The organism is Streptomyces sp. NPDC127038, assembly GCF_042725875.1.
GTDB lineage: Bacteria > Actinomycetota > Actinomycetes > Streptomycetales > Streptomycetaceae > Streptomyces.
The window spans coordinates 1-18,566 of the sequence record NZ_JBHXDQ010000071.1; the positions used below are offsets into that span (position 1 = coordinate 1).

Annotated in this window: 19 protein-coding genes and 2 pseudogenes; 7 read left to right on the forward strand and 14 right to left on the reverse strand. The window is 66.4% G+C overall.

The window, feature by feature from the left end:
• Positions 1–586: 586 nt before the first annotated feature.
• The 5 genes and pseudogenes from ACFWI4_RS34165 to ACFWI4_RS34185 all read right to left on the reverse strand — a co-directional run bounded on the left by ACFWI4_RS34165 (position 587) and on the right by ACFWI4_RS34185 (position 4,230).
• Positions 587–1,015: a hypothetical protein gene (locus ACFWI4_RS34165; protein ID WP_387204379.1), complete on the reverse strand. Its 429-nt coding sequence runs from the start codon at positions 1,013–1,015 to the stop codon at positions 587–589.
• 147 nt (positions 1,016–1,162) lie between these two features.
• Positions 1,163–1,690, reverse strand: a complete 528-nt coding sequence (locus ACFWI4_RS34170; RefSeq protein ID WP_387204382.1) for a hypothetical protein — start codon at positions 1,688–1,690, stop codon at positions 1,163–1,165.
• Between the two features lie 36 nt (positions 1,691–1,726).
• Complete coding sequence (locus ACFWI4_RS34175) at positions 1,727–2,239, reverse strand: hypothetical protein (protein ID WP_387204385.1); 513 nt, start codon at positions 2,237–2,239, stop codon at positions 1,727–1,729.
• 408 nt (positions 2,240–2,647) lie between these two features.
• Positions 2,648–3,015, reverse strand: a pseudogene (locus ACFWI4_RS34180) (transposase); the annotation flags it as partial.
• 654 nt (positions 3,016–3,669) lie between these two features.
• Complete coding sequence (locus tag ACFWI4_RS34185; RefSeq protein WP_387204388.1) at positions 3,670–4,230, reverse strand: GntR family transcriptional regulator; 561 nt, start codon at positions 4,228–4,230, stop codon at positions 3,670–3,672.
• Positions 4,231–4,618: 388 nt separating this feature from the next.
• Here ACFWI4_RS34185 and ACFWI4_RS34190 point away from each other — a divergent pair, with 388 nt between their 5' ends.
• From ACFWI4_RS34190 to ACFWI4_RS34200, 3 genes are all read left to right on the forward strand, one after another.
• On the forward strand, positions 4,619–5,140 hold the full coding sequence (locus ACFWI4_RS34190; protein WP_387204391.1) for a hypothetical protein: 522 nt from the start codon (positions 4,619–4,621) through the stop codon (positions 5,138–5,140).
• An 86-nt stretch (positions 5,141–5,226) separates the two neighbouring features.
• Positions 5,227–5,727 (forward strand): hypothetical protein, encoded by a 501-nt coding sequence (locus ACFWI4_RS34195; protein ID WP_387204394.1) that lies wholly within the window; start codon positions 5,227–5,229, stop codon positions 5,725–5,727.
• A gap of 159 nt (positions 5,728–5,886) precedes the next feature.
• Positions 5,887–7,347, forward strand: coding sequence for a helix-turn-helix domain-containing protein (locus tag ACFWI4_RS34200; protein WP_387204396.1), 1,461 nt, complete (start codon positions 5,887–5,889; stop codon positions 7,345–7,347).
• A gap of 24 nt (positions 7,348–7,371) precedes the next feature.
• Here ACFWI4_RS34200 and ACFWI4_RS34205 read toward each other — a convergent pair whose 3' ends face one another.
• Both ACFWI4_RS34205 and ACFWI4_RS34210 read right to left on the reverse strand, forming a co-directional pair.
• Positions 7,372–7,896: a hypothetical protein gene (locus ACFWI4_RS34205; protein ID WP_387204399.1), complete on the reverse strand. Its 525-nt coding sequence runs from the start codon at positions 7,894–7,896 to the stop codon at positions 7,372–7,374.
• Positions 7,897–8,191: 295 nt separating this feature from the next.
• Positions 8,192–8,491: a DUF6247 family protein gene (locus ACFWI4_RS34210; protein ID WP_387204402.1), complete on the reverse strand. Its 300-nt coding sequence runs from the start codon at positions 8,489–8,491 to the stop codon at positions 8,192–8,194.
• Positions 8,492–8,887: 396 nt separating this feature from the next.
• On the opposite strand from ACFWI4_RS34210, the gene ACFWI4_RS34215 reads away from it, so the two are divergent.
• Positions 8,888–9,181, forward strand: coding sequence for a hypothetical protein (locus ACFWI4_RS34215; RefSeq protein WP_387204405.1), 294 nt, complete (start codon positions 8,888–8,890; stop codon positions 9,179–9,181).
• 21 nt (positions 9,182–9,202) lie between these two features.
• Here the strand turns inward: ACFWI4_RS34215 and ACFWI4_RS34220 are convergent, their stop codons facing one another.
• The 3 genes from ACFWI4_RS34220 to tap all read right to left on the reverse strand — a co-directional run bounded on the left by ACFWI4_RS34220 (position 9,203) and on the right by tap (position 12,606).
• Entirely contained in the window at positions 9,203–9,658 is a 456-nt protein-coding gene (locus tag ACFWI4_RS34220) for an NUDIX hydrolase (protein WP_387204519.1), read from the reverse strand.
• 277 nt (positions 9,659–9,935) lie between these two features.
• On the reverse strand, positions 9,936–10,493 hold the full coding sequence (gene tpg / locus ACFWI4_RS34225) for a telomere-protecting terminal protein Tpg (RefSeq protein ID WP_387204408.1): 558 nt from the start codon (positions 10,491–10,493) through the stop codon (positions 9,936–9,938).
• Positions 10,494–10,497: 4 nt separating this feature from the next.
• Entirely contained in the window at positions 10,498–12,606 is a 2,109-nt protein-coding gene (gene tap / locus ACFWI4_RS34230) for a telomere-associated protein Tap (protein WP_387204411.1), read from the reverse strand.
• 156 nt (positions 12,607–12,762) lie between these two features.
• Between tap and ACFWI4_RS34235 the strand changes: the two genes are divergently transcribed.
• Entirely contained in the window at positions 12,763–12,963 is a 201-nt protein-coding gene (locus tag ACFWI4_RS34235; protein WP_387204414.1) for a hypothetical protein, read from the forward strand.
• Positions 12,964–12,973: 10 nt separating this feature from the next.
• On the opposite strand, the gene ACFWI4_RS34240 is transcribed toward ACFWI4_RS34235, so the two are convergent.
• Together ACFWI4_RS34240 and ACFWI4_RS34245 are read right to left on the reverse strand one after the other, a co-directional pair.
• Positions 12,974–14,431, reverse strand: a complete 1,458-nt coding sequence (locus ACFWI4_RS34240) for an NF041680 family putative transposase (RefSeq protein WP_387204522.1) — start codon at positions 14,429–14,431, stop codon at positions 12,974–12,976.
• A gap of 148 nt (positions 14,432–14,579) precedes the next feature.
• Complete coding sequence (locus ACFWI4_RS34245; RefSeq protein ID WP_387204416.1) at positions 14,580–15,119, reverse strand: CbrC family protein; 540 nt, start codon at positions 15,117–15,119, stop codon at positions 14,580–14,582.
• A gap of 220 nt (positions 15,120–15,339) precedes the next feature.
• Here ACFWI4_RS34245 and ACFWI4_RS34250 point away from each other — a divergent pair, with 220 nt between their 5' ends.
• Positions 15,340–16,107 (forward strand): alpha/beta hydrolase, encoded by a 768-nt coding sequence (locus tag ACFWI4_RS34250; RefSeq protein ID WP_387204419.1) that lies wholly within the window; start codon positions 15,340–15,342, stop codon positions 16,105–16,107.
• Positions 16,108–16,196: 89 nt separating this feature from the next.
• Here ACFWI4_RS34250 and ACFWI4_RS34255 read toward each other — a convergent pair.
• A pseudogene (locus tag ACFWI4_RS34255) lies at positions 16,197–16,538 on the reverse strand (transposase); the annotation flags it as partial.
• Between the two features lie 454 nt (positions 16,539–16,992).
• The gene (locus ACFWI4_RS34260; protein WP_387204422.1) at positions 16,993–17,184 is read right to left on the reverse strand and encodes a hypothetical protein; all 192 of its coding nucleotides are present in this window, start codon (positions 17,182–17,184) and stop codon (positions 16,993–16,995) included.
• Between the two features lie 217 nt (positions 17,185–17,401).
• Here ACFWI4_RS34260 and ACFWI4_RS34265 point away from each other — a divergent pair.
• On the forward strand, positions 17,402–18,566 hold a 1,165-nt coding region (locus tag ACFWI4_RS34265; protein ID WP_387204425.1), incomplete at its 3' end, for a WD40 repeat domain-containing protein.

The following is an 18,566-nucleotide window of genomic DNA, read 5'->3' on the forward strand; positions in this document are numbered from 1 at the left end:
GGGATATGCAGCGCTTGCGCGCTGCATAGAGCACGAATTGCGCAAGCGCAATTCGGATTCCGGCGCAAGCGCCGGAATGGAATTCCGCAAGCGGAATTCAAAAGCCAGAGCAATTCGCGCAAGCGCGAATTGAAGGTGACCGCGCAAGCGCGATCACCAGGGCTGGCTACAGGGGAGGGTGCATCACGTGCGGGCCTGTGTAGAGTTTGAGAGTCCCAGACAGTACTCCTGCAACGGCGCTGACGGAGCGTCGGCCGGACGGGGTGCCAGCCTCGATGCGCTGCCAGGTTCCCCTTGCCTTGCATCCGGACACCGCCTCTGCATTGCGGCTGGCCCGTACGAGCCGGGTGTGGGACACCCAGCTCGGAGCATGTCATCTTCGTGAAGCCTTGGGTAGAGTCACCAAAGTTTGCGTGCTTACTGATTACACTACTACTTGCATCACATTAAGCACTGTGTAGAGATTGGTATTTTACTGGGCTTACGGAGACGGGAGAGGGGCCCAGAAATCTTGAATTGCTGGGCCCCTCCGTGCCGGTTGAGGCTCCTCCCGTGGGGCCTCAACCGGTGCTGTGTCTGGGCGTGTTCACCTGCCGTAGAGGGCCAAAAATGCCTGCCCTAGGGCGGCCGCGGAGGCTGTCACCTTAGCTCCCTGCCAAATCGCCGCCTGGAGCGTGCTGCTGTCGCAGTGGGTCAGCAAGCCGTAGACGGCTCCCGCCACCGCGGACAGGAGCAAGACGAGGAAGCTGACGCCCTGCTGAGGGGACATCAGGATGGCCAATGTCAGGGAGGCGGTGCCGAACAGGGCGAGGCCGGCCCTCATGACCGCAGCATACGGAGAGTACGTCACCGCGACAGCCGGGTCAGGGCGATCAGAACGGTGCAGCAAACCAGCCGCGAGAGCGACGAGCACACCCACCGTCAGGGAAACCGCAATATCCAATGCGGACGGCCCACTCGCGCTCTCTGCCGCCTTTCCCGCCATGGTGGTAACGGATCCGAGTCCGAGCTTCATATCCCACTCTCCAAGTCCTCGTATGAGCGTCTTGGAAAACCATCTCCATTGCGGAATGCGCAAGGAAGCTCAAGTTGGGATTGCGCAGCGATACGCAACGATCCCGGCATCGACAGCCCTTGCCTCCAGCGGGGGTACTATTCCTTTTCAGGGGGTGGGCTGATGAGCGCAGCGAAGCGAGAAATCATCGTGCCGGGGCCGGAAGCTTTGGCCTACGGTCAGGCATTGAAAAAGATCTTCGCGAAGCAGTCTGCTTCGCAGAATCACGTTGCGGCGAGAATTCCGGTCCATGCTTCTCAGCTCAGCCGGTACTTCTCCGGGCAGACCATCGCCACTCAGCAGCAGGCTGACGCCCTGATCCGTGTTGTGCACGGCTTCGGTGCCGCGGTCACCGATCTTGAGGTTGCCGGGCTGCATGAGCTGCGTCGAGCCGCCCAGGCTGCCAGCGCGAGCCAGCAGGATCGTGTTCTTGCTCTTCAGGAGCAGTTGGACGATCTGCAGGAGCAGCTCGATGAGGCGGAGGTGAGGGCGGGGGCTTTCCGTGGGCAAGCACAGAGTCTGGTAGGGGCCAACGGTCGGCTTGAGGATCGGGTTGGTCTTCTTCAGCAGCGTGTGCGGGAGGAGGAACGGCGTGCTGGGCGTGAGCAGTGGGCGCGGGTGAAGGAACGTCAGCATCGTGAGGAGGCAGACGCACGGGCCGGGCAGGCTGGCCTACTGGCCGCGGAGGCGGAGCGTCGGGGTGAAGAGGCCGCAGCGCGCTTGGAGACGGTCGAGCAGGCGCGGGAGGAGGCTGAGGAGCGGGCCCGGCGGGCCGTGTGGGGTGCCGAGGAAGCAGCCGCACGCCTCCGGGCGGTGGTACAGGCCCGGGCCGAGGCCGAGGAGCGGGCTGCGCGGGCGGTGTTGGGAGCTGGTGAGGCCGCCGCGCGTCTCAGGGTGCTTGAGGAACAGCATCGTGAGGCACTCGCTCAGGCCGGTGAGGAGAGGCGGAGGAGTGAGGCGGCTTTGGCCGAGTTGGCCGCTGCCCGCAAACAGCTCTCCGCGGCCGCCAAGTACGCCAAGGAATCCGGCGCCAAGATCGAGGCGCAGCAGGAGCAGTTGCGGTTGCTGCGTCAGGAGGTCACGGTCCTGCGGCGCCAGGTCCACCAGCTCACCGAAGAGGCTGCTCAGGCCGGATCCGAGAGCGTTGCGGCGGCCGCAATGCAGGTCAACGCTGTTCCAAGGCATTCAGTGGCTGCTGGTCGCGACCCACGGTTGGGGACGGTATGGCCGACAGCGAGAAGTAGTTTGTCTGCGTTTGTGCCGCCTGTGTGGAACGGCCGTTCATCCGAAAGGGATGAGCCTGCCTCGGATGGGATGCCGGGGCTCAGTGAGAGCGGACCGGCGGTATGGCCAGAGACGCCTCGAGAGGAGCGACTTCGGGCTCGGCAGGCTCAGTTGATTACGCAGTGGGCTAGAGCACAGCGGGCCGGAGCACAAAGGGCTAGAGCACAGCGGGCTAGGGATGAGCCTGCCTCGGATGGGATGCCGGGGCTCAGTGAGAGCGGACCAGCGGCATGGCCGTAGACGCCTCGAGAGGAGCGACTTCGGGCTCGGCAGGCTCAGTCGGCTGCGCAGCGGGGCTAAGACGCCGCTTCATTTGGTGAGGCGACGGTGACAGATGAGGGCTGCGGCTATGCCCACGAGGGCGAGGAAGCGTTCGGCCTTGCGCTCGTAACGGCGGTGCAGACGACGGCAGCCGGCCAGCCAGGACACGGCTCTCTCGACGACCCAGCGGTGTCGGCCGAACCGCTTTGAGGACTCGATGCCCTTGCGTGCGATGCGGTGGCGGATGCCGCGCTTGCGGAGCCATCGGCGCAGGGTGGTCGTAGTCGTAGCCTTGTCCGCGTGCAGCTTCGTCGCCGTGGGTCGCGGCGGGATCAGATGGGTGGGATCCCGCGCACGAGCGGTTCCAGACCGAGGCTGTCGTGCATGTTGGCGCCCGAGATCCCTAGTGAGATCGGCCGCTGGTTGGCACTTGTCTGGGCCGCGTAGTAATGGTGAAAGCTGCCGGAAGCAGACACAAGGCGGGACCGGGCAGTCGCACGCCGGGCTTATGGAGCGGGCCTGGGCAACTCTCACGGCGAGGCCGAGGCCCAAACGCCTTCTCCTCCAATGAGCATGCCGAAGAAGCGGTCCGGTGTTTTCTAAATGCCTGATGAAACGTCTGTTTCTTCTTCGGGAATTCCATCGGAACGACAGAGTACGAAGCCTTCTTGTGATGGTCGCGCAACAGTCAGGAGAAACTTTCAGAGCACTTCTGAAGTTAATCAGCGGGTACCTGCTAAGCGGGCTGGTTCTGCATTCGTCAAGCGTCAGGCGGCAGCCAAACGGGATCTGTTGATTCGCGGAACCACCTTTACTGGCCGGCTTGGTCTGGTCAATGGGTTGACCGCATTGATTCTTCACGCCACATGGAATGGTGATCTGACTCCTCACTTCGTTCATCAGGCAATCGATTGGATTCTGAGCTTCTTGCTTCGCCGATCCTGGCCTGAGGGAAAACGTGCTTCTGCACTCCGGTCTGGTCGCACCGGGATGCAGACAACCGTCACGATGACCGGCACTCAGGTACCTCGGGTTCCGCGCAGGCGTGGGTTCATGCTGATACCGCACGGCTACGTCGGTTGAGAGTCGCCGCCAGCGGGCAGTTCCTGCTCAATCTGCTGCGCTGTCCTCATCAGTTCGAGAGCCTCGCGACGTAGGTCGCTGGCGCGCTCCCGCAGCTGCCGGATGCGCCGGCGCTGCTGTTCGGTGCTGTAGCGGTTCACGTACTGGCCACGGGGCCCGGTAAGCAGGCCCTCGGCAATCAGCTGGCGTACGGCGGCCGCCGCTTCTTTGGTGCCAATGTTGAACACCCTGGTGATGTCGTACCGGGTCATGAATCGTTCGCCGGGTTCGTAGTTTCGGTGGATCGCGGTCCGCATCATCCGGTAGGCGCGCTCGGTTGGGGTCGTGGTGCCGACGCTGTAGAGCCGGTAGTCCGTGTGCAGGGTCACCATGCCCTCGGCGGCGAGGTGCTCGAGGGCGGAACGGACTGCGGGGAGGGGTAGCCGGAGTTCTCTCGCAATCTCGGTCAGGGCGGGCAAGTGGCTGCCCGGCTCCGTACAGGAGAGCCGCACCCAGCGGCGCACCGCCTGGACGTCGTCGTCGCTCGCTGCCGGCCTGTCCACCGTCACCGTCGGCTCCTGTCTGGTGATCCGATACGGACAACCAGCGTCGCGGGTCGCAAGGTACGGATGCCGGGACGTTGCCGAGACTTGCGATCCTTGATGTCGGCCTGACTCGTCATCGTCGAGAACGAGAGGCGCCTGCCCGCTGGCTGCAACGAGGCGTCGGCGGCCGCCACCTCCGCCTGTAGCCAGCGCTTTTACCCCGGCTGTCCGAGAATCAGCAGCCAGGATTCCACTGACCGACCCGTTGCTGCTGCCCGATGCGATGAACATCCGGAGCGACAAGGGGTCTGCTGGGCGGCACTGGCCAAAACGCGGCGGACCACGTCCGATCCCAAGCGCGCGTTCGTGCGAATGCTGCCGCCGCAGGCCGCGGACTTACTACGGTCAGCGCATGACCAGTGACGGTGTAGTCGTGGACGGGGCGATCCGTGCGGCTTGGGACTCGTACCGGATTCTAGAGAGGCGCACGTCAGAGAAGGAGCGCCGCCAGGCACAGCAGCGGGTCCAGGCCGCGATGGACGCCTACGGCCGCGACGAAGTGTCCCGGGGCACGGTCTTCCTGGTGGGTGTACTGACCACACACATCATCGGCCAGCAGGAGGGGGAGGAAGAGGACCGCCTCGATCCCCTCAGTGATCTGATCCCGGCCGTGATCCGAAGGCTGCCAGGCTTCGAACTGGCCGACCCCTCCCAGGTACCGATGGTCGCTGGTGTCCTCATGGCCGCGGCCATGGGCATGAATACCGTGGCCTGGCGCGATCAGTTCGGGACGATCCCGCCGAAGGAAGCCGTGGTGCACAACTTCGTTCTCTGGCTGCTTGCGGACCTCTTCGACAGCGTGGTCGAACGGCCCGGCGCCACCGACGAGATTATGCGGGAGACCTTCAACTCTATTGCCGCGGATACGAAATAGCCTGCCCCGGCAGAGCGCAGTGCCGCCTCACGTTCGCCTTGCCGACCGTTGGGCTGACGCCCGCCTCAGCTTCTAGGAGAAGTGCGATGCCCAAAAAGACTGCCCCCCACTCCCCGTACGGCTACGACCCCAAGAGCGACACTGTCCGGGTCGGACAGCACGACCTGGCGCGCCTGCTGCTGATGTTCCGTTCCCTGGTCCGCGAACAGGAGCCCGGCAGCTGGGATCACATGAGGGACTACGACGTGTCCTTCGAGCGGCTGGCGGACGCCGTCGACGACGCCGCCAAGGCCCGGCAGGGTGCCGACTGGAAGGGCCCTGACCTCCGGATGCGCTGCACCACCACCGAACCCGTCTACACCTGGCCGGACAGCGCCCCCTACGACGGTGGAACGCCCGTCACGTGGAGCGTCGCCGGCTACGGATCTCACGCCGCCTCGGGCGAGGAGGGGCAGCGCTCACGCATGTCGCCCTGCGGCTTCAGCTGGGCGCAAGGCGAAGGCCGACGCGTGGACGGTCTGCCCGACTGCCTCGAGTGCCGCCGCGAAGTCCAGCTCGGCGCGGACCGCCCTCGCGGGGCCTGGTAGCACGTTGCAGGCTCTGTGGACTTTCCTCGCCGACGAGGGCGCGGATACTCCGCAGCAGGGTAATCCGAGAGAGTGGTACGAAGGGGACCGAGTTCCCGGTCGTACCCGTCCCCGCGGATCGGCGAGTAGGGGACACATGTACTCGTAAGCTCTTTCTCTATGAGCGTCGACAGCCGCGTCAGGATCATCGCCCTGCTTGCCAGCGGGCAGGTTGATGGCATCTTGGGCACCCCCGAATCCGAGTGGGTGGACTTCAAGACCGCTGGCCTCAACGGGCCGTACGACCTCAGCACAGACAAGGGCAAGTTCGAACTCGCCAAGGACGTCGCCTCGTTCGCTAATACCGGTGGCGGCCTGATCGTGTGCGGCTTCAAGGCGAAACGCCGACCAAGCGATCTACATGAAGCCGTACAAAAGGCGACTCCTTTCGCAAGGTCGCTGGTCAACACCGACACGTACAAGGACGTCATCACCGAGTACGTGCGTCCCCTGATCGGCGTCGAGTTCCACTGGTTCAACGACGCCTCGGACCCCAACCTCGGCTACTTCGTCATTGATGTGCAGGCTGTGCCGGATTCGAGCCGGTGGGCCCTGGTCACCAGGACCTTGTCTGAGGATGGAAGGCTCGTCAAAGGCGGAGTGGCCATCCCACGACGGCACAGCGACAAGACGCCCTACCTCACGTCGGATGAGATCTACCAGCTCGTGAATGCGGGTCACCGTCGCAAACCGGATATCAACGTCGGCCTGGAGGTGGGTGGCGGGTCCGTGGCGAGCGTGCAGGTACCCGACTCGGTGATCGAGCACCTCCTGGAGAGCCGGCGCCGTGCGCTTCTCGAGTCTCTGCCCCCACGACAACGGTCCGAGAATCTGCCGGGTCGGCGCCCCGAAGGCATGCCTCTGTCCGCCAGTCAGCAGCAGATCATCGAGATGCAGCAGAGGATGCGGGACATCGTTGAGAGTGTCGGCCCGTACGTGCTGAGCAAGGACAGCCGCACTCCACGGGAGTACCGAGATGAAGTCGATGCTCACATCGAAGGGTGCCGGCGTCTCCTTCCTTCGATGCTGTCTGACGCTGTGGCCTCGCAGAACGCCCCGCTGAGTCTGCGGCTGGACAACCGCTCAAGCTCCATGCTCCAGGCGGTGCAGGTGATCATGACGATGGATCCGGCGTTCACGGCTGTGGTGTGGTTCGCACCCTCTGACGATGCGGCAGACTTGAATGATCTGCCTTGGCCAAAGCCGCCGGCCCCGTACGGAACAGTCACCCCTTTGGCTTCCATGGGGCTCATCGAGCCTAGGCTGCCGTCCGGTATTCCTTCACTGACGGGATCATTGGCTCGGAGCCGCCCAAAGCCCCAGCGCCCCGTGGTGCGGAGGTCGAAGGATAGGCTCGTCATCGAGTTCCCTCCCACCGATCTGCGGGCCCATTCTCAGGTGACCCTGGACTCAGTACTCCTGTACAGGGCCAATACCTCTGATGCGGAGGCGGCTACAGTCCGCTGGACCGCGACGTGTACGAATCTCGACGGACGTCAGGCCGAAACCCTCCACATCCCGATTCGGCCCGTCGTGGTAAGTCTCTCGCCCGATACGGACCTGATTGTGCGGAGTAGCTGACCGCCGTAGCCGGGAACGCTCTGGCTAAAGCCCCAGGTCCCGCCGGGCCTCCAGGGAGTACTCGCGCAGTACCGAGCCTTCTACTCCGTAGCACTCCCAGCCATCGGCCACGTACTGCCGGATCAGCTGCCGCAGCAACTCGCTGTCAGGCGAGGAACCCAGATCCGCATGGACCACGATGACCGGGCCGGGTTGGTCGTAGGTGCCCCACCAGACGGGAGTCTTGCCCTCGCGCTGCGGCACCAGGTGATGTTCGACGGCGCGCACCGGCAGTCGCATCGGTCCCGGCAGCGGGTGAGCCGTCTCGCGGTCAACGACGCGCAGCGGTGCGGCCATGAGGTAGGTCCCGATCTGCGGGACTGCCGCCGCCCGGTAGCCCTCGGTCCGCTCCAGCGCGCCGAGGTAGCCCTTCGACGCCTCACCGACCGGTCCGACGCTCTCGTAGAACTCGACACGCACACCCAGATTGATCACATCGGGATCCTCCCAGCCCTGCCGCACACTGCGTCCGGAGATCCAGGTGAACGGCCGGGAGGCAATCCTGTGCACGGCAAGATCGCCTGCCACTGTGTTTCAGGAGGGCGCGCCTATCCAAGCCAGACAATGTCCAGGACGGCCAGATGCCGGGTGAGCCGGTTGACTACGTAGATGACAGACAGCAGGCCCACCGAGGCGGCTCGAACGTCTTCGCCTTCCGGGTCGCCAGCGTTCCACTGGGGCCAGCCCCACGGAGAGCGCACCGCGATGTCCAGGACGTCGCGGACCATCTCCTTGGCGTGCGCAGGGAGTTCAGTGAGTGTCTTGGCGGCCTGCGGAGAGAGTCGGGCGGCCCACGGTTCAGCGGTCACAGGCGGGTGCCGAGGACGTCGTCCAGGTCCACGAAGCCAGTCTCGTCACGGCCGGAGTCGAGGTAGGCGTCGACGGCCGGCGCCGCGGCGGCGCGCAGCTGCCAGGTGCGGACGACGTCGTGCAGGGGCGCGAGGCTGTAACTGTGGCGGGAGTCCTCCAGAGCCTTTGCCCAGTCCCGCTCGAAGGCCGGCACCCAGGAGTCGGCACGGCGGTCAGCGAGCAGCTGCTCGCGCAGCCGAGCAGCAGCGGCGGGCGCCGGCGGCGGGGCGGGTGCTTCCTCGGGCTGCGCGCTCATCGGCTTCCTTCCGGCGGTACTGATACCCACCGTAGACGCGGCGTGGGGCAGCGGGAACGGATTCGTGGCGATTACTGCGCTCGCCACAGCCAAAGGCGGCGCTTCTGGCTACCTGTGGCGGTTGCCGGGCCGCCAGCTGGCGGGCGTACGCCTTCGCAGGGCTGGACGCGATGGCGTCGCGGCGCCGGCTGAGGTCCGATCCGCTGGGGCCTCGGCCGGTGCTGCTTGCCAAGGCCGCCGGCGGGCGGAGGTTCAGCGAGCTCGCGGCGGCGACGGGCTGCGAGCCGGTCGCCCGCACCCAGCTATGCACCCGCTGTGGTCCCGGCATCTGGGGGTCGACCTGGCCGACCCGCTTGGGGACTGCTCGCAGGCGAGGAACCCGAAAACTGGCAGCACATGCTCACCCAACTCCCCGACCTCACGCACCATCGAGAACCCCTCAGCGGCGACCGCCGACGGCTGGCCGTCAGTGCCTACATCTGGACCCGGGTCACCGAAGGCGAGCCCGATTTCGCGCCCTGCCCGCCGCACATCGCCCAGGACCCCCAACTACGCGCCGTCTGGACCCGGGAACGGCACAACGTGTTCCACTGGCTCCGCAAAGCGGACCATCAGCCCTACTACGGCGCCCTCAAGCCACTGCTCGAAGACCACGCCAGGCAACTGGCCAAGGAGATCGACGGACGCTGAGCCTGAGCGTGGTGGGCAGGGTCAGGACCGCGCGGTCCGGAACGCCAGATACCGGCTGAAGGCTTCGTTGCTGTCGGGGGTGAAGCGCCACTCCAGCAGGGCCGACCGCAGCTCCGGCTCGGTCAGCCAGCCATACCAGGCGACCTCATCGGGATCGAGAACCACGGCGTCCGGCACCACGGCTTCGTGCACACCGAGCCAGTGAGGGCTCAAGCCGCTGCGGTTAATGAACGTGAACAGCAGGCGCGGCAGCGCACGAATGCCCAGCTCTTCGGCCAGCTCCCTCGCGGCAGCCTGTTCATAGGACTCGCCGACATTCGCGGCGCCACCGACCCCGACCTCATAGAGCCCGGGAAAGCGCGATACCTGCTCCGACCGTCGGTGGACGAGGATCCGTCCACGCTCATCACGACACACCGTCACGGCGACTCGGTGCAGCCAACCCTCCCGGATGGCCTGCCGGCGGCTGACCACCATCCCCAGCACACGATCTTGATCGTCGACACGCTCCACCAGTTCATCCACGACCCACACCCTGGCAGAGCCCACTGACAACGCCGCTTCCCCGAGCCCGCAGAGGTCGACCCAGGAGAACCAGAACTAGGAGGCCGGACACGGATGACCACAGTTGTCGACCTGTCGCGCGAAGGCTCAAACGCCCACAACACCGTCGGTGACAACAAGTCTGCCTTTGTGACACCTATCGTGCTTCGGCTCACAAGATATTTGAAGTTCGCCACCGAATGGCTCCGGATTAGTAGTCGATATCCAGGTAGTCGATGTCGTTGATTTCCACGTCTGACAATCCCATGGCGCGGGAACCTCCGTCCTGGAAATACACTTCCTTGAATCCTTCGGCGATGATTCCGCGCATCTGCTGGTCGCTGGCTCCCGTGTCGCGGGCGTCGAAGAGGCGCTGCGCGTACTCCGGGGGAAGGTGCACGGTCAGTCGCCGGAACCGGCCGTCGTCAGTCGTGCCGACCGGCGCGGTGTAACCGAAGCGGGCCCGAGTCTCCACTGTGATCCCGCCAGTAGCAGCGGCCTGGCGCTGCCGGCGCTTGCGCACCAGGGGCTGCCACCGATGGCGTACGGCGTCGTCGATCTTCGCGGCGACGTCGGCGGGAGGGTGCTTGCGGGCGCCGCGCCGGTAGCGGTTCACCGAGTCTGCGGTGACCCCGATCTCCTGGGCGACGGCCTTCGCGCTGCCGAACTGCTTGATGAGGTAGCCGATCTGACCCTTCAACGTCTTGGGCGGGTCCTTGGTGAACGACTCCCGGTCGGCGCGCTCGATCGCGTCCTCGATCTCCCCCACAGTCCTACTCCCCGTCGTCCAGGACGGCGTCGCCGCCCTTGATGTGGCGGGCTGGGTTCAGGCCCTTCTCCATGAGGTCGATCGCCCAGAGCATCTCCTGGACGCCTTCCAGCTTGGCCAGGCCGGGCGTGGGCCCGAGGCGGAACCCGCCGGGCTGCGGTTTGCCGGAGGCCGCGTACGGCAGGAAGTCGAGCGGGCTGCTGCCGGGGCTCGGGTAGACGACGCAGTCGGAGAGTACGGCGAGCGGGAACAGCCCGGTCATCTTCGCCATGTTGTTGAGCTTGCGGTGCATGTTGACCCGGGCCTTGCTGATGACGGCGGCCCGGATGTCCGGGCGCCAGGTCGGCCGTTCAAGCGCGGGCCACCGCTCACCGTCCTTGTAGTGGCGGCCCTGCGGGCGCTCACGGAGCTTGCCGACACCGCCCTTGACGGTGGCCTTGACGGCCGCGAGGACGGCGGCCATGGCAGGGTCGACCTGCTTGTGCTGTTCCATCGCGGCCAGGAACTCCGCGTCGGTCAGGTCCTTGGTGACGCCGAGGTCGGCGAGCGTGTCGACGTACGCGGTCTTGAGCCGGTCGTGCCACGGGTCCAGGTACGCGCCGGTCTCACGGCGCAGGTACGCCTCCAGGGGCCGGACGTTGTAGCCGAGCTCCTGCGCGTAGGCGACGGTGTGGGTCTGGTACCAGGCCGGGCCTGTCGGTCGGGTGCCGTCCGGCGTGAACGGCGAGGGCAGCCGCGGGTCCAGCTCGATGTGGGACAGGTCGACCAGCCAGGAACCGGGGATCTTCGGGTTGAACTGCGGGCCGTGGAAGTGGTCGGGTGCGGACAGACCGACCGTCAGCCGCGCGGCGGCCGCGAGGAAGGCGGTGTTGAGGTCCAGGCCGACCGCGAAGGGCAGCAGGCACTCCTGGTCCGAGAGCGTGTCCACGTCCCGCACCCACTGGTACGCCTCCTCATCGAGGAACCCGCCGCTCCAGCCGGACTGCACGACGACCGGGTGCTCAGCGGTGGCCTCCGGCGGCGCCGGGTCCATCGGCTCCGTCCCCAGGCTGCCGGGGTTGTGGCCGGAGATCCAGTTGCCGCTCTGGCCGTCGCGCTCCGGCTTCGTCGGCGGGCGCATGGCCGTCATCAGTTCCAGGCCGGAGACGGCCGTGGATCCGCGCGGGGTGATGACCCGCTGGGCGTAGACGCCGAGGACGCGGGCGATGTCGGCCGGCTCCATCTCCGCAACGCCGGGCCACGACCGGGCATCGAGCGCGTCCCAGGACAGGATCGCCAGCTGCACGCACTGCCGCTCGCGGCCCTGGGCCTTGCGGTAGATCCGCGCCCACGGCCCGAACCCGCGCTGGGTGAGCTGCCACTTCGCCTTCACCACCTGCTTGACCGCCGGGTGGTCGTCCGGCAGGCGCAGGGAGCGGCGCTGCTCATGGCCCTCCAGGCGCTCCGGCAGCCCGAGCCTCACCGCCGCCGCGGCGGTGAGCACGATCAGCGGATCGGAGTCCTTGCCGTACCGGTTCAACTTCGGCGCACCGAGGCCGGACTCGCGCAGTGTCCACTCCACCAACTCCACCACCGTGGTCGCCGGGCAGTCCAGCACGATGCCGTCCACGCCGTACGCGGAACCGTCACCGTCCAGCACAGCGAGCGGACCATGCGGGAAGCGCGGGTCAGCTGGAGCGGCGGCCGCCTTCTGCGCGGCCGGACGCCGTGACGCCGCCGGGTGAGCGGAACGCACCGGCGCGGCCGGCCTGACGGGCGCGGCGGGCGATTCCTCCGGCAGGACGGGCTCCGCCGTCGGTGCAGCGGCCGGAGCCGGGGCAGAGGCAGGCGCGGGGGGAGGTGTGGAAGGCGCAGCAGTGCCGTGTGCGGGGTACTTCGCCGCCCAGCCGTTCAACAGCCGCTGATACGCACCCAGTCGCGGTGGGCGCGGTTCGGAGCGGCCGTTCTCCCAGTTCTTCACCGACTGCGGCGTCGTGTCCAACGCCTTCGCCAGACGGGCCTGCGTGATGCCGGCAGCCTCCCGCAGACGAGCGCGCTCCGCCGGGAGAGGGAGCTCCGGCTCCGCCTCCAGCAGCGCGTCCACCGACGCGAACAGCTCTTCCTCAGATGCCATTTCGGGATACCTCCACCCCAGCACACTAGCAGAGCTTATCCTTCGATTTAACCAATCTGTTTAACCGTCTGGAGATTTACTCTCTGACTTCTGCGACGGAGCGCCACATGCCCGCGTGCCACCGTAGCGTCGGCTCTGGGTACTAGCTTCACCGTCGTGGGCCTCCCGCCAGACGCCCTGCCGACACGGCCGCACACGTCAGGCTCGAAGTCGCAGTGGATCGACCACGTGGTCGTGCGGGGCGCTGTTGTCAGCAACGCCGCGGTCGAGAGCATGGAGGGCCTCTCGAACCGCAATCTGGTCTGCGCGACCGTCACCATGTGTGACCGCGAGACGCTAAGGGCGCCGGGTTCCTAAAGCTTGTTTTTTATGGTTTGTGAGCTTTGACCTGATTACGTTCAGCGATGCTTTCGGGGCGTCTGGTCGTTTTGCCCACGTCGTAACGGGTGGCAGGCCGCCGGTTCTTCGAGCCGAGTGGGCGTCCTGGGCCGGGAGTTGTGGGTTTGGGTGCACGGGCCGGACTGTGCAGGTGGGGACGGAGGTTCCTGAACCCGCGGCGGACGCGGGCCGGGGTGAGCCGGGCGGGCTCGGCCCGTTTCTCCCAGGGGCGGCGGAGATCGGCTGCGGCCTCGCGGGTGAGCCGGAGTTGGGTATGCGCCGCGATCACGAGCCACGTCCACCGGTCCGCGGCCTCGGGGCTGCGGAGTCTGGGGTGGGTCCAGCCGAGCGTCTGCTTTACGAATCGGAAAGTATGTTCAAGATCGAAGCGCCGCAGGAACGCTTGCCAGCGCAGGTCGACGTCCTCGCTGGTCATGTCGGTCTTGGAGGACCACAGCCAGACGGGCAGTGGGTCACCTCCACTGGGCAGATGGTCCACCGCCAGGCGGATCAGGGTGCCCTCGATGATGGGGAGTTCGCCGTCGTGGTCGATCCACGCGCTGCGGGTGGTTAGCCTGGGGTGGATGCGGTCCCAGGCCATCGCCTGGGCGGTGCCGTAGCGGTCAGTGACCTGCACCGTCTCCGCGTCGGGCTCGCCCCAGGTGTCGGGCTTGGCGAAGCGGAACTCCTTGCCGTGCTTCGGCGGTCGCCCGCCCTGGGGATAGGACAGGGCGTACTCCTTGAGCGAGGGTGTCGGCCGTCGCATCACCCGGTCCGAGCGCATCCTGCCGAGGACCTCGATGGGGAGGCCGTCGAGGAGATGGGCCATGCGCGGGGCGTCGTAGCCGGCGTCGAAGACGACCAGGATGTCGTCGTCACCAGCTTCCCACTGGCCTTGGACGATCAGGTCGGTGACCACGCGGCGGACCTGGGCCGCGGTGACTTCGGCAACGTCGTCGTCGGGGCCGAGCCGGACCGCGTCCAGCAGCTGACACCACGACGTCCGCCCGGTCTCCAGCGCGGCGACGAAGGAGTACGGCCAGCCGGGGATGAACTGGTCACTGGAGCGTCCCGAGCGTCCGTAGACGTGACAGAACAGGCGGTCCGGGCTGGTCGGCGCGTCGGGCCGCAGCCACGCGGAGACATCGACGGCCAGGACCAGGCGCCCGCCGGCGGCCTTGGGCTGCGGCAGCATCGCCAGCGCCTTGCGCAGCCTGGCCACGTCGATGCGGCCCTGGTTGAGCGCGTCGTACAACGCGCCGTGCCCACGCCGGTGCTCGGCCAGCAGCGTCAGATCGACCAGCGAGGTCACCGGGCCGTCCTCGCAGAGCATCGCGTCGCACAGCTCGAACAGGGTGTCACCGCGCCGGGTCAGACATGTGTAGAGGTCTTCCCGGAAGTGGGACGTGAAGTCGAATGCCTCGTCCCGGGCATCGTGATGCAGCAGAATCACCCCTGGCGGTCTTGGTCCCGATGGACTTGGTGGACAGCGCGCTCTGGACAGCACGCAGGATCACGCCAAGACCGCTGTCCGCGCACACCGAACTCCAGGCGAGTGACACTGTTCGGGAGGTCGTCCGACCCGTCTGTAAGGCCTATGCGAAGTCGGTGTATGCGAGGTGGGCTGCGCAGACTCGGCACCGGAAGAGATACGCCGTCGCCTCACCGTCCTTGTCCAGCGAGGCGAGGAAGTGCTCAACCCGCTCCGACGGCCAGCCCCAGCCGTTCGCCTCCCGCCGCAACATCTCCAGTACTTCCGGATAAACCGCGAGTTCGGCGGACCCAACCGGGCTCAAGAACGCGGCACCGTCGGCGCAGTGGAAGAACCACTGGGGTTCCTGCCACGCGGTGAAGCCCGGAGTGCGCTGGTCGACCGCTGCGAAGACCTCCAGGGGCACGTCATCGCCCAGGCATGTTCCCGCCGTGAAGTGGGCGTCGAACCGTTCGGCGGCGCTGCCGTCCGCGATGCACCACGGGCACAGCCGATCCGCAAGTTCGTCGGCCGCGTAGACCGGGCCCTTGTAGACATACCCGCGCTCCCGCCCACAGCAGATGCAGACCGTGCCAGAAGGCACGATCACGCCCGTGGCGACGGGGTCGGGGTGGTACGGGAAGTCAGGGAGCAGCTCAGTCACAGCCCATAACCGTAGCAATCAGCACGAACGGTCAGTGGTGCAGGTCCCGGACCATAAAGAACAAGCTAAAGAGCCTGTTTGCAATCCGTGTGCGGTCACCCGCCCTGTTGGCATGTCTTGAGCACACCCCCAGAAGATCAGCGTGAGAGACGATTGGAGGTAGCAAGTGCTGGTAGGCGTCTTTCCTGGTGGCTGCATCACTCACTTAGGGAAGGACACCATGCCGAAAATCGTTAGATCGACTCACGAATGGGACGCGGAACGGCTCAGCTACTTTGAGGTGTCACCGGACCAAGGAAAAGTCGAGCCGGAGTGCGTCGTCCTCATGCACGGCGGAGGCAGAGGCGACGGCAAGGAGCCCAGCCTTCCCCTGGCAGAGGACCTCGCCGCGAACGGATACCGAGTACTCGGCCTTGACTTCATGGGAAGTGGCCAGAGCTCAGGGGAGTGGTCCGAGCTGACTCTCGACCGCCGTCGAGACCAGGCCGCCTCTCTCATCGAAGCCCGTCTCCCTGCCCAAACTCCGTTGGCTCTTGTCGGTTTCAGCATGAGCGGTCAGACGGCAACAGACCTGGTCAGCCGCTTCGGTGACCGTGTCACGCGCCTGATCTTGTGTGCTCCGGGCATCTACTCGCGCACTCTGCGGACCGTCCCCTTCGGTGACGAGTCGTTCAAGCGCCTGGTCTTCGACGAGCCGGAACTCTGGGCAGACAGCCCCGCCCTCGACGTCCTGGCGGCCTTCAGCGGACGGATCCTGCTGGTCCTGCCCGAGTACGACGCTGAAGTGCCGCCCAGGATGGCCGACCTGATCGCGAAGAGCCTGTCCGCCAACACGGCAGCCACCACGCTGCTTCTTGAGGGAGCAGGGCACTTGCTCGACTCCTGGCTTGCCCAGCACCCGATGGACCGGCAAGCCGTGATCCGTGTCCTCGCGTCGACCCAGGATCGGTGGCCTGCGGCAGTGCTCCGCCGCGCTGAAGCAGATTGAGCTACTCATCGCCGCCCGGCAGGTCAGGCGGCTTCCGGCATCACGTAGCCGTGGGCGACATCCCGACGTTCAGCGGGGCGGGCCGTGCGACGGGTGAGGCGCCGCGTCATCAACGTGATTGCCGCCCAGGTGATGAGTGCTTCGCTCATCTCGGGGAGGCGTTCGTGGTCACGGCAGTGCCGGCGGGCCCTCATGATCCACGACCAGGAACGTTCGACCACCCACCTGCGCGGGAGGACGACGAAGCCCTTCGCGTCCGGCGGGCGCCGCACTGTCTTGATGGTGATGTCGAAGTAGGTCTTGGCCCAGGTCACGAGTTTTCCGGCGTAGGCGGAGTCGGCCCAGACGATGGAGATCTCGGGGTGTATGAGGGCGAGCCGGAACAGCAGTTCCTTGGCGGCATCCCGGTCGGTCACGTAGACGAGGAGCGGGCCCTGCACGGCGGCCGCGGTGCGGAGGCTGGACAGCACGGTGTTCGGGTCATCGGGGTTCGTCAGATGCACGGTGCTCGCGTACGCGGTGCCGACCAGCTGGGCCGGCGGGATGGCGGCCAGCTGCGCGAGCACCGCGGTGGCGGCGAACGGGCGTCGGACGGGCGGATCGGCCGCAATCAGCAAGGCGTAACCGGAACTCGGGGTGGTGTCCGCGCTGATGGCCATACGGTGCACCGTAACGGTCCGCGATCACTGAGTGCACAGGGGTTGTCACGGCTGTATCGGCGTTTCGAAAACCGCAGGTCAGCGGGGTGGGCAAAACTCGATGCCTTGGGGTTGAGCGGAAGGGGGCAATTTTGCCCCCTTCCGCTCAACCCAGCCTCCCGACCCTTCACCTTGGACGCCAAGAGACAAGGTCGCTGGTGTCCAAACTGGCATGTCGTCTGCACAACTACCGGATGTGAGTGTGCAGGGTCGGGATGGTCGCGCCTGCGCTGGTGATGCCTGCGGCGATGGCCGCGGCCGTGGGGGCGCCGGTGAGGAGTGTCAGGACGCCCATGACGGTGCCGATGACAAAGGCAATCAGCAGGACGACAGCGGTGTGCAGGGACAGAAACGGCTGCGGATTCTGTGGTGTGGTCATGCCTCGAATCTGCACCGGCCAGGGACCTGACCTGCGCAGATTGAACAATCCCGCAGAACCCCGATCGAGACGTGTACGACGATGAACAGGGGGCGTGGGCGGCTGAACGGGACTGGAGATCTTGGACTGTTCAGGAATGTTCCGAGAAGTTCAGCACTGTACGTGCGATCCGTCCTAATCTGACCTGTCACCACACAGCACGGGGGCGGGGCAAGGAATGGCACTACCGGACACCACGGGCAGCTATCAGGAACTCCTGAGCGAGCAGGCCCGGGAGCTGAACTCGCTAAAGATCCGCGCGGGTAACCCGTCCCTGCGGGACATCGAGAAACGGGCTCTGGCACTGTTCGCCGACGAGGGGCTTGTGTCACTGCCTCCCTCCACGCTCAGCGGCATGTTCAACGGCAGTTACGCCAGGCAGGACAAACTGCTGTGGCTGGTGCGCACTCTCATGTCCTGGAATCGGCTCGGTCGGGACTGCACCCCGCCCGACAACGGCGACGCCGAACTCGACGTTTGGTACGAGCGCTGGGAGGCGACTACAAAGCTCCGTCGTCACAACCGTGCACGCAGCGCACCTACCAACAGCCCAATCTCGGAGGACACTCAGACGTCTCCCAACATCCCCCAGCAGCCAAGATTAGAACCTGCCAGGCATACTCCGGCTGTCCGTGCAGGGAGCGTCTTTGAGGCTGTCCAGACCTTCCCGGCGCTCGTAGGCAATGTCATCGCGGTGGCGTTCTCCCCCGACGGCGCCCTCCTCGCCATCAGCGGCACCCACGGCGCGGTCCAGCTGTGGAACCCAGCCACCCAGGAGCCTGTCGGCAAACCCCTCACCGCCCACTCGGGCCCGGTCACCGCGGTGGCGTTCTCCCCCAACGGCACCCTCCTCGCCGCCGGCGGGGGCATCGACGGCGCGGTCCAGCTGTGGAACCCAGCCACCCAGGAGCCTGTCGGCAAACCCCTCACCGGCCCCAGCGGCGAGGTCATCGCGGTGGCGTTCTCCCCCGACGGCACCCACCTCGCAACCAGCAGCACCACGGGCTTCGACGGCACCCACGGCGTGGTCTGGCTCTGGAACCTGGCCACCCAAAAACCTGTCGGCAAACCCCTCACCGGCCACAGCGGCGAGGTCATCGCGGTGGCGTTCTCCCCCGACGGCACCCTCCTCGCCACCGGCGGCACCGACAGCGCGGTCCAGCTGTGGAACCCAGCCACCCAGGAGCCTGTCGGCAAACCCCTCACCGCCCACTCGGGCCCGGTCACCGCGGTGGCGTTCTCCCCCAACGGCACCCTCCTCGCCGCCGGCGGGGGCATCGACGGCGCGGTCCAGCTGTGGAACCCAGCCACCCAGGAGCCTGTCGGCAAACCCCTCACCGGCC

Excerpts from the sequence above, each read along its gene's own strand:
- ACFWI4_RS34220 (WP_387204519.1), bottom strand. The coding sequence starts at position 9,658 with ATGGTGGTCAGCCGCCGGCAGGCCATCCGGGAGGGTTGGCTGCACCGA.
- ACFWI4_RS34165 (WP_387204379.1), bottom strand. The coding sequence starts at position 1,015 with ATGAAGCTCGGACTCGGATCCGTTACCACCATGGCGGGAAAGGCGGCA.
- ACFWI4_RS34250 (WP_387204419.1), top strand. The coding sequence starts at position 15,340 with ATGCCGAAAATCGTTAGATCGACTCACGAATGGGACGCGGAACGGCTC.
- ACFWI4_RS34190 (WP_387204391.1), top strand. The coding sequence starts at position 4,619 with ATGACCAGTGACGGTGTAGTCGTGGACGGGGCGATCCGTGCGGCTTGG.
- ACFWI4_RS34260 (WP_387204422.1), bottom strand. The coding sequence starts at position 17,184 with ATGACCACACCACAGAATCCGCAGCCGTTTCTGTCCCTGCACACCGCT.
- ACFWI4_RS34195 (WP_387204394.1), top strand. The coding sequence starts at position 5,227 with ATGCCCAAAAAGACTGCCCCCCACTCCCCGTACGGCTACGACCCCAAG.
- ACFWI4_RS34200 (WP_387204396.1), top strand. The coding sequence starts at position 5,887 with ATGAGCGTCGACAGCCGCGTCAGGATCATCGCCCTGCTTGCCAGCGGG.
- ACFWI4_RS34175 (WP_387204385.1), bottom strand. The coding sequence starts at position 2,239 with ATGCCTTGGAACAGCGTTGACCTGCATTGCGGCCGCCGCAACGCTCTC.
- ACFWI4_RS34215 (WP_387204405.1), top strand. The coding sequence starts at position 8,888 with ATGCTCACCCAACTCCCCGACCTCACGCACCATCGAGAACCCCTCAGC.
- ACFWI4_RS34170 (WP_387204382.1), bottom strand. The coding sequence starts at position 1,690 with ATGCTGACGTTCCTTCACCCGCGCCCACTGCTCACGCCCAGCACGCCG.
- tap (WP_387204411.1), bottom strand. The coding sequence starts at position 12,606 with ATGGCATCTGAGGAAGAGCTGTTCGCGTCGGTGGACGCGCTGCTGGAG.
- ACFWI4_RS34210 (WP_387204402.1), bottom strand. The coding sequence starts at position 8,491 with ATGAGCGCGCAGCCCGAGGAAGCACCCGCCCCGCCGCCGGCGCCCGCC.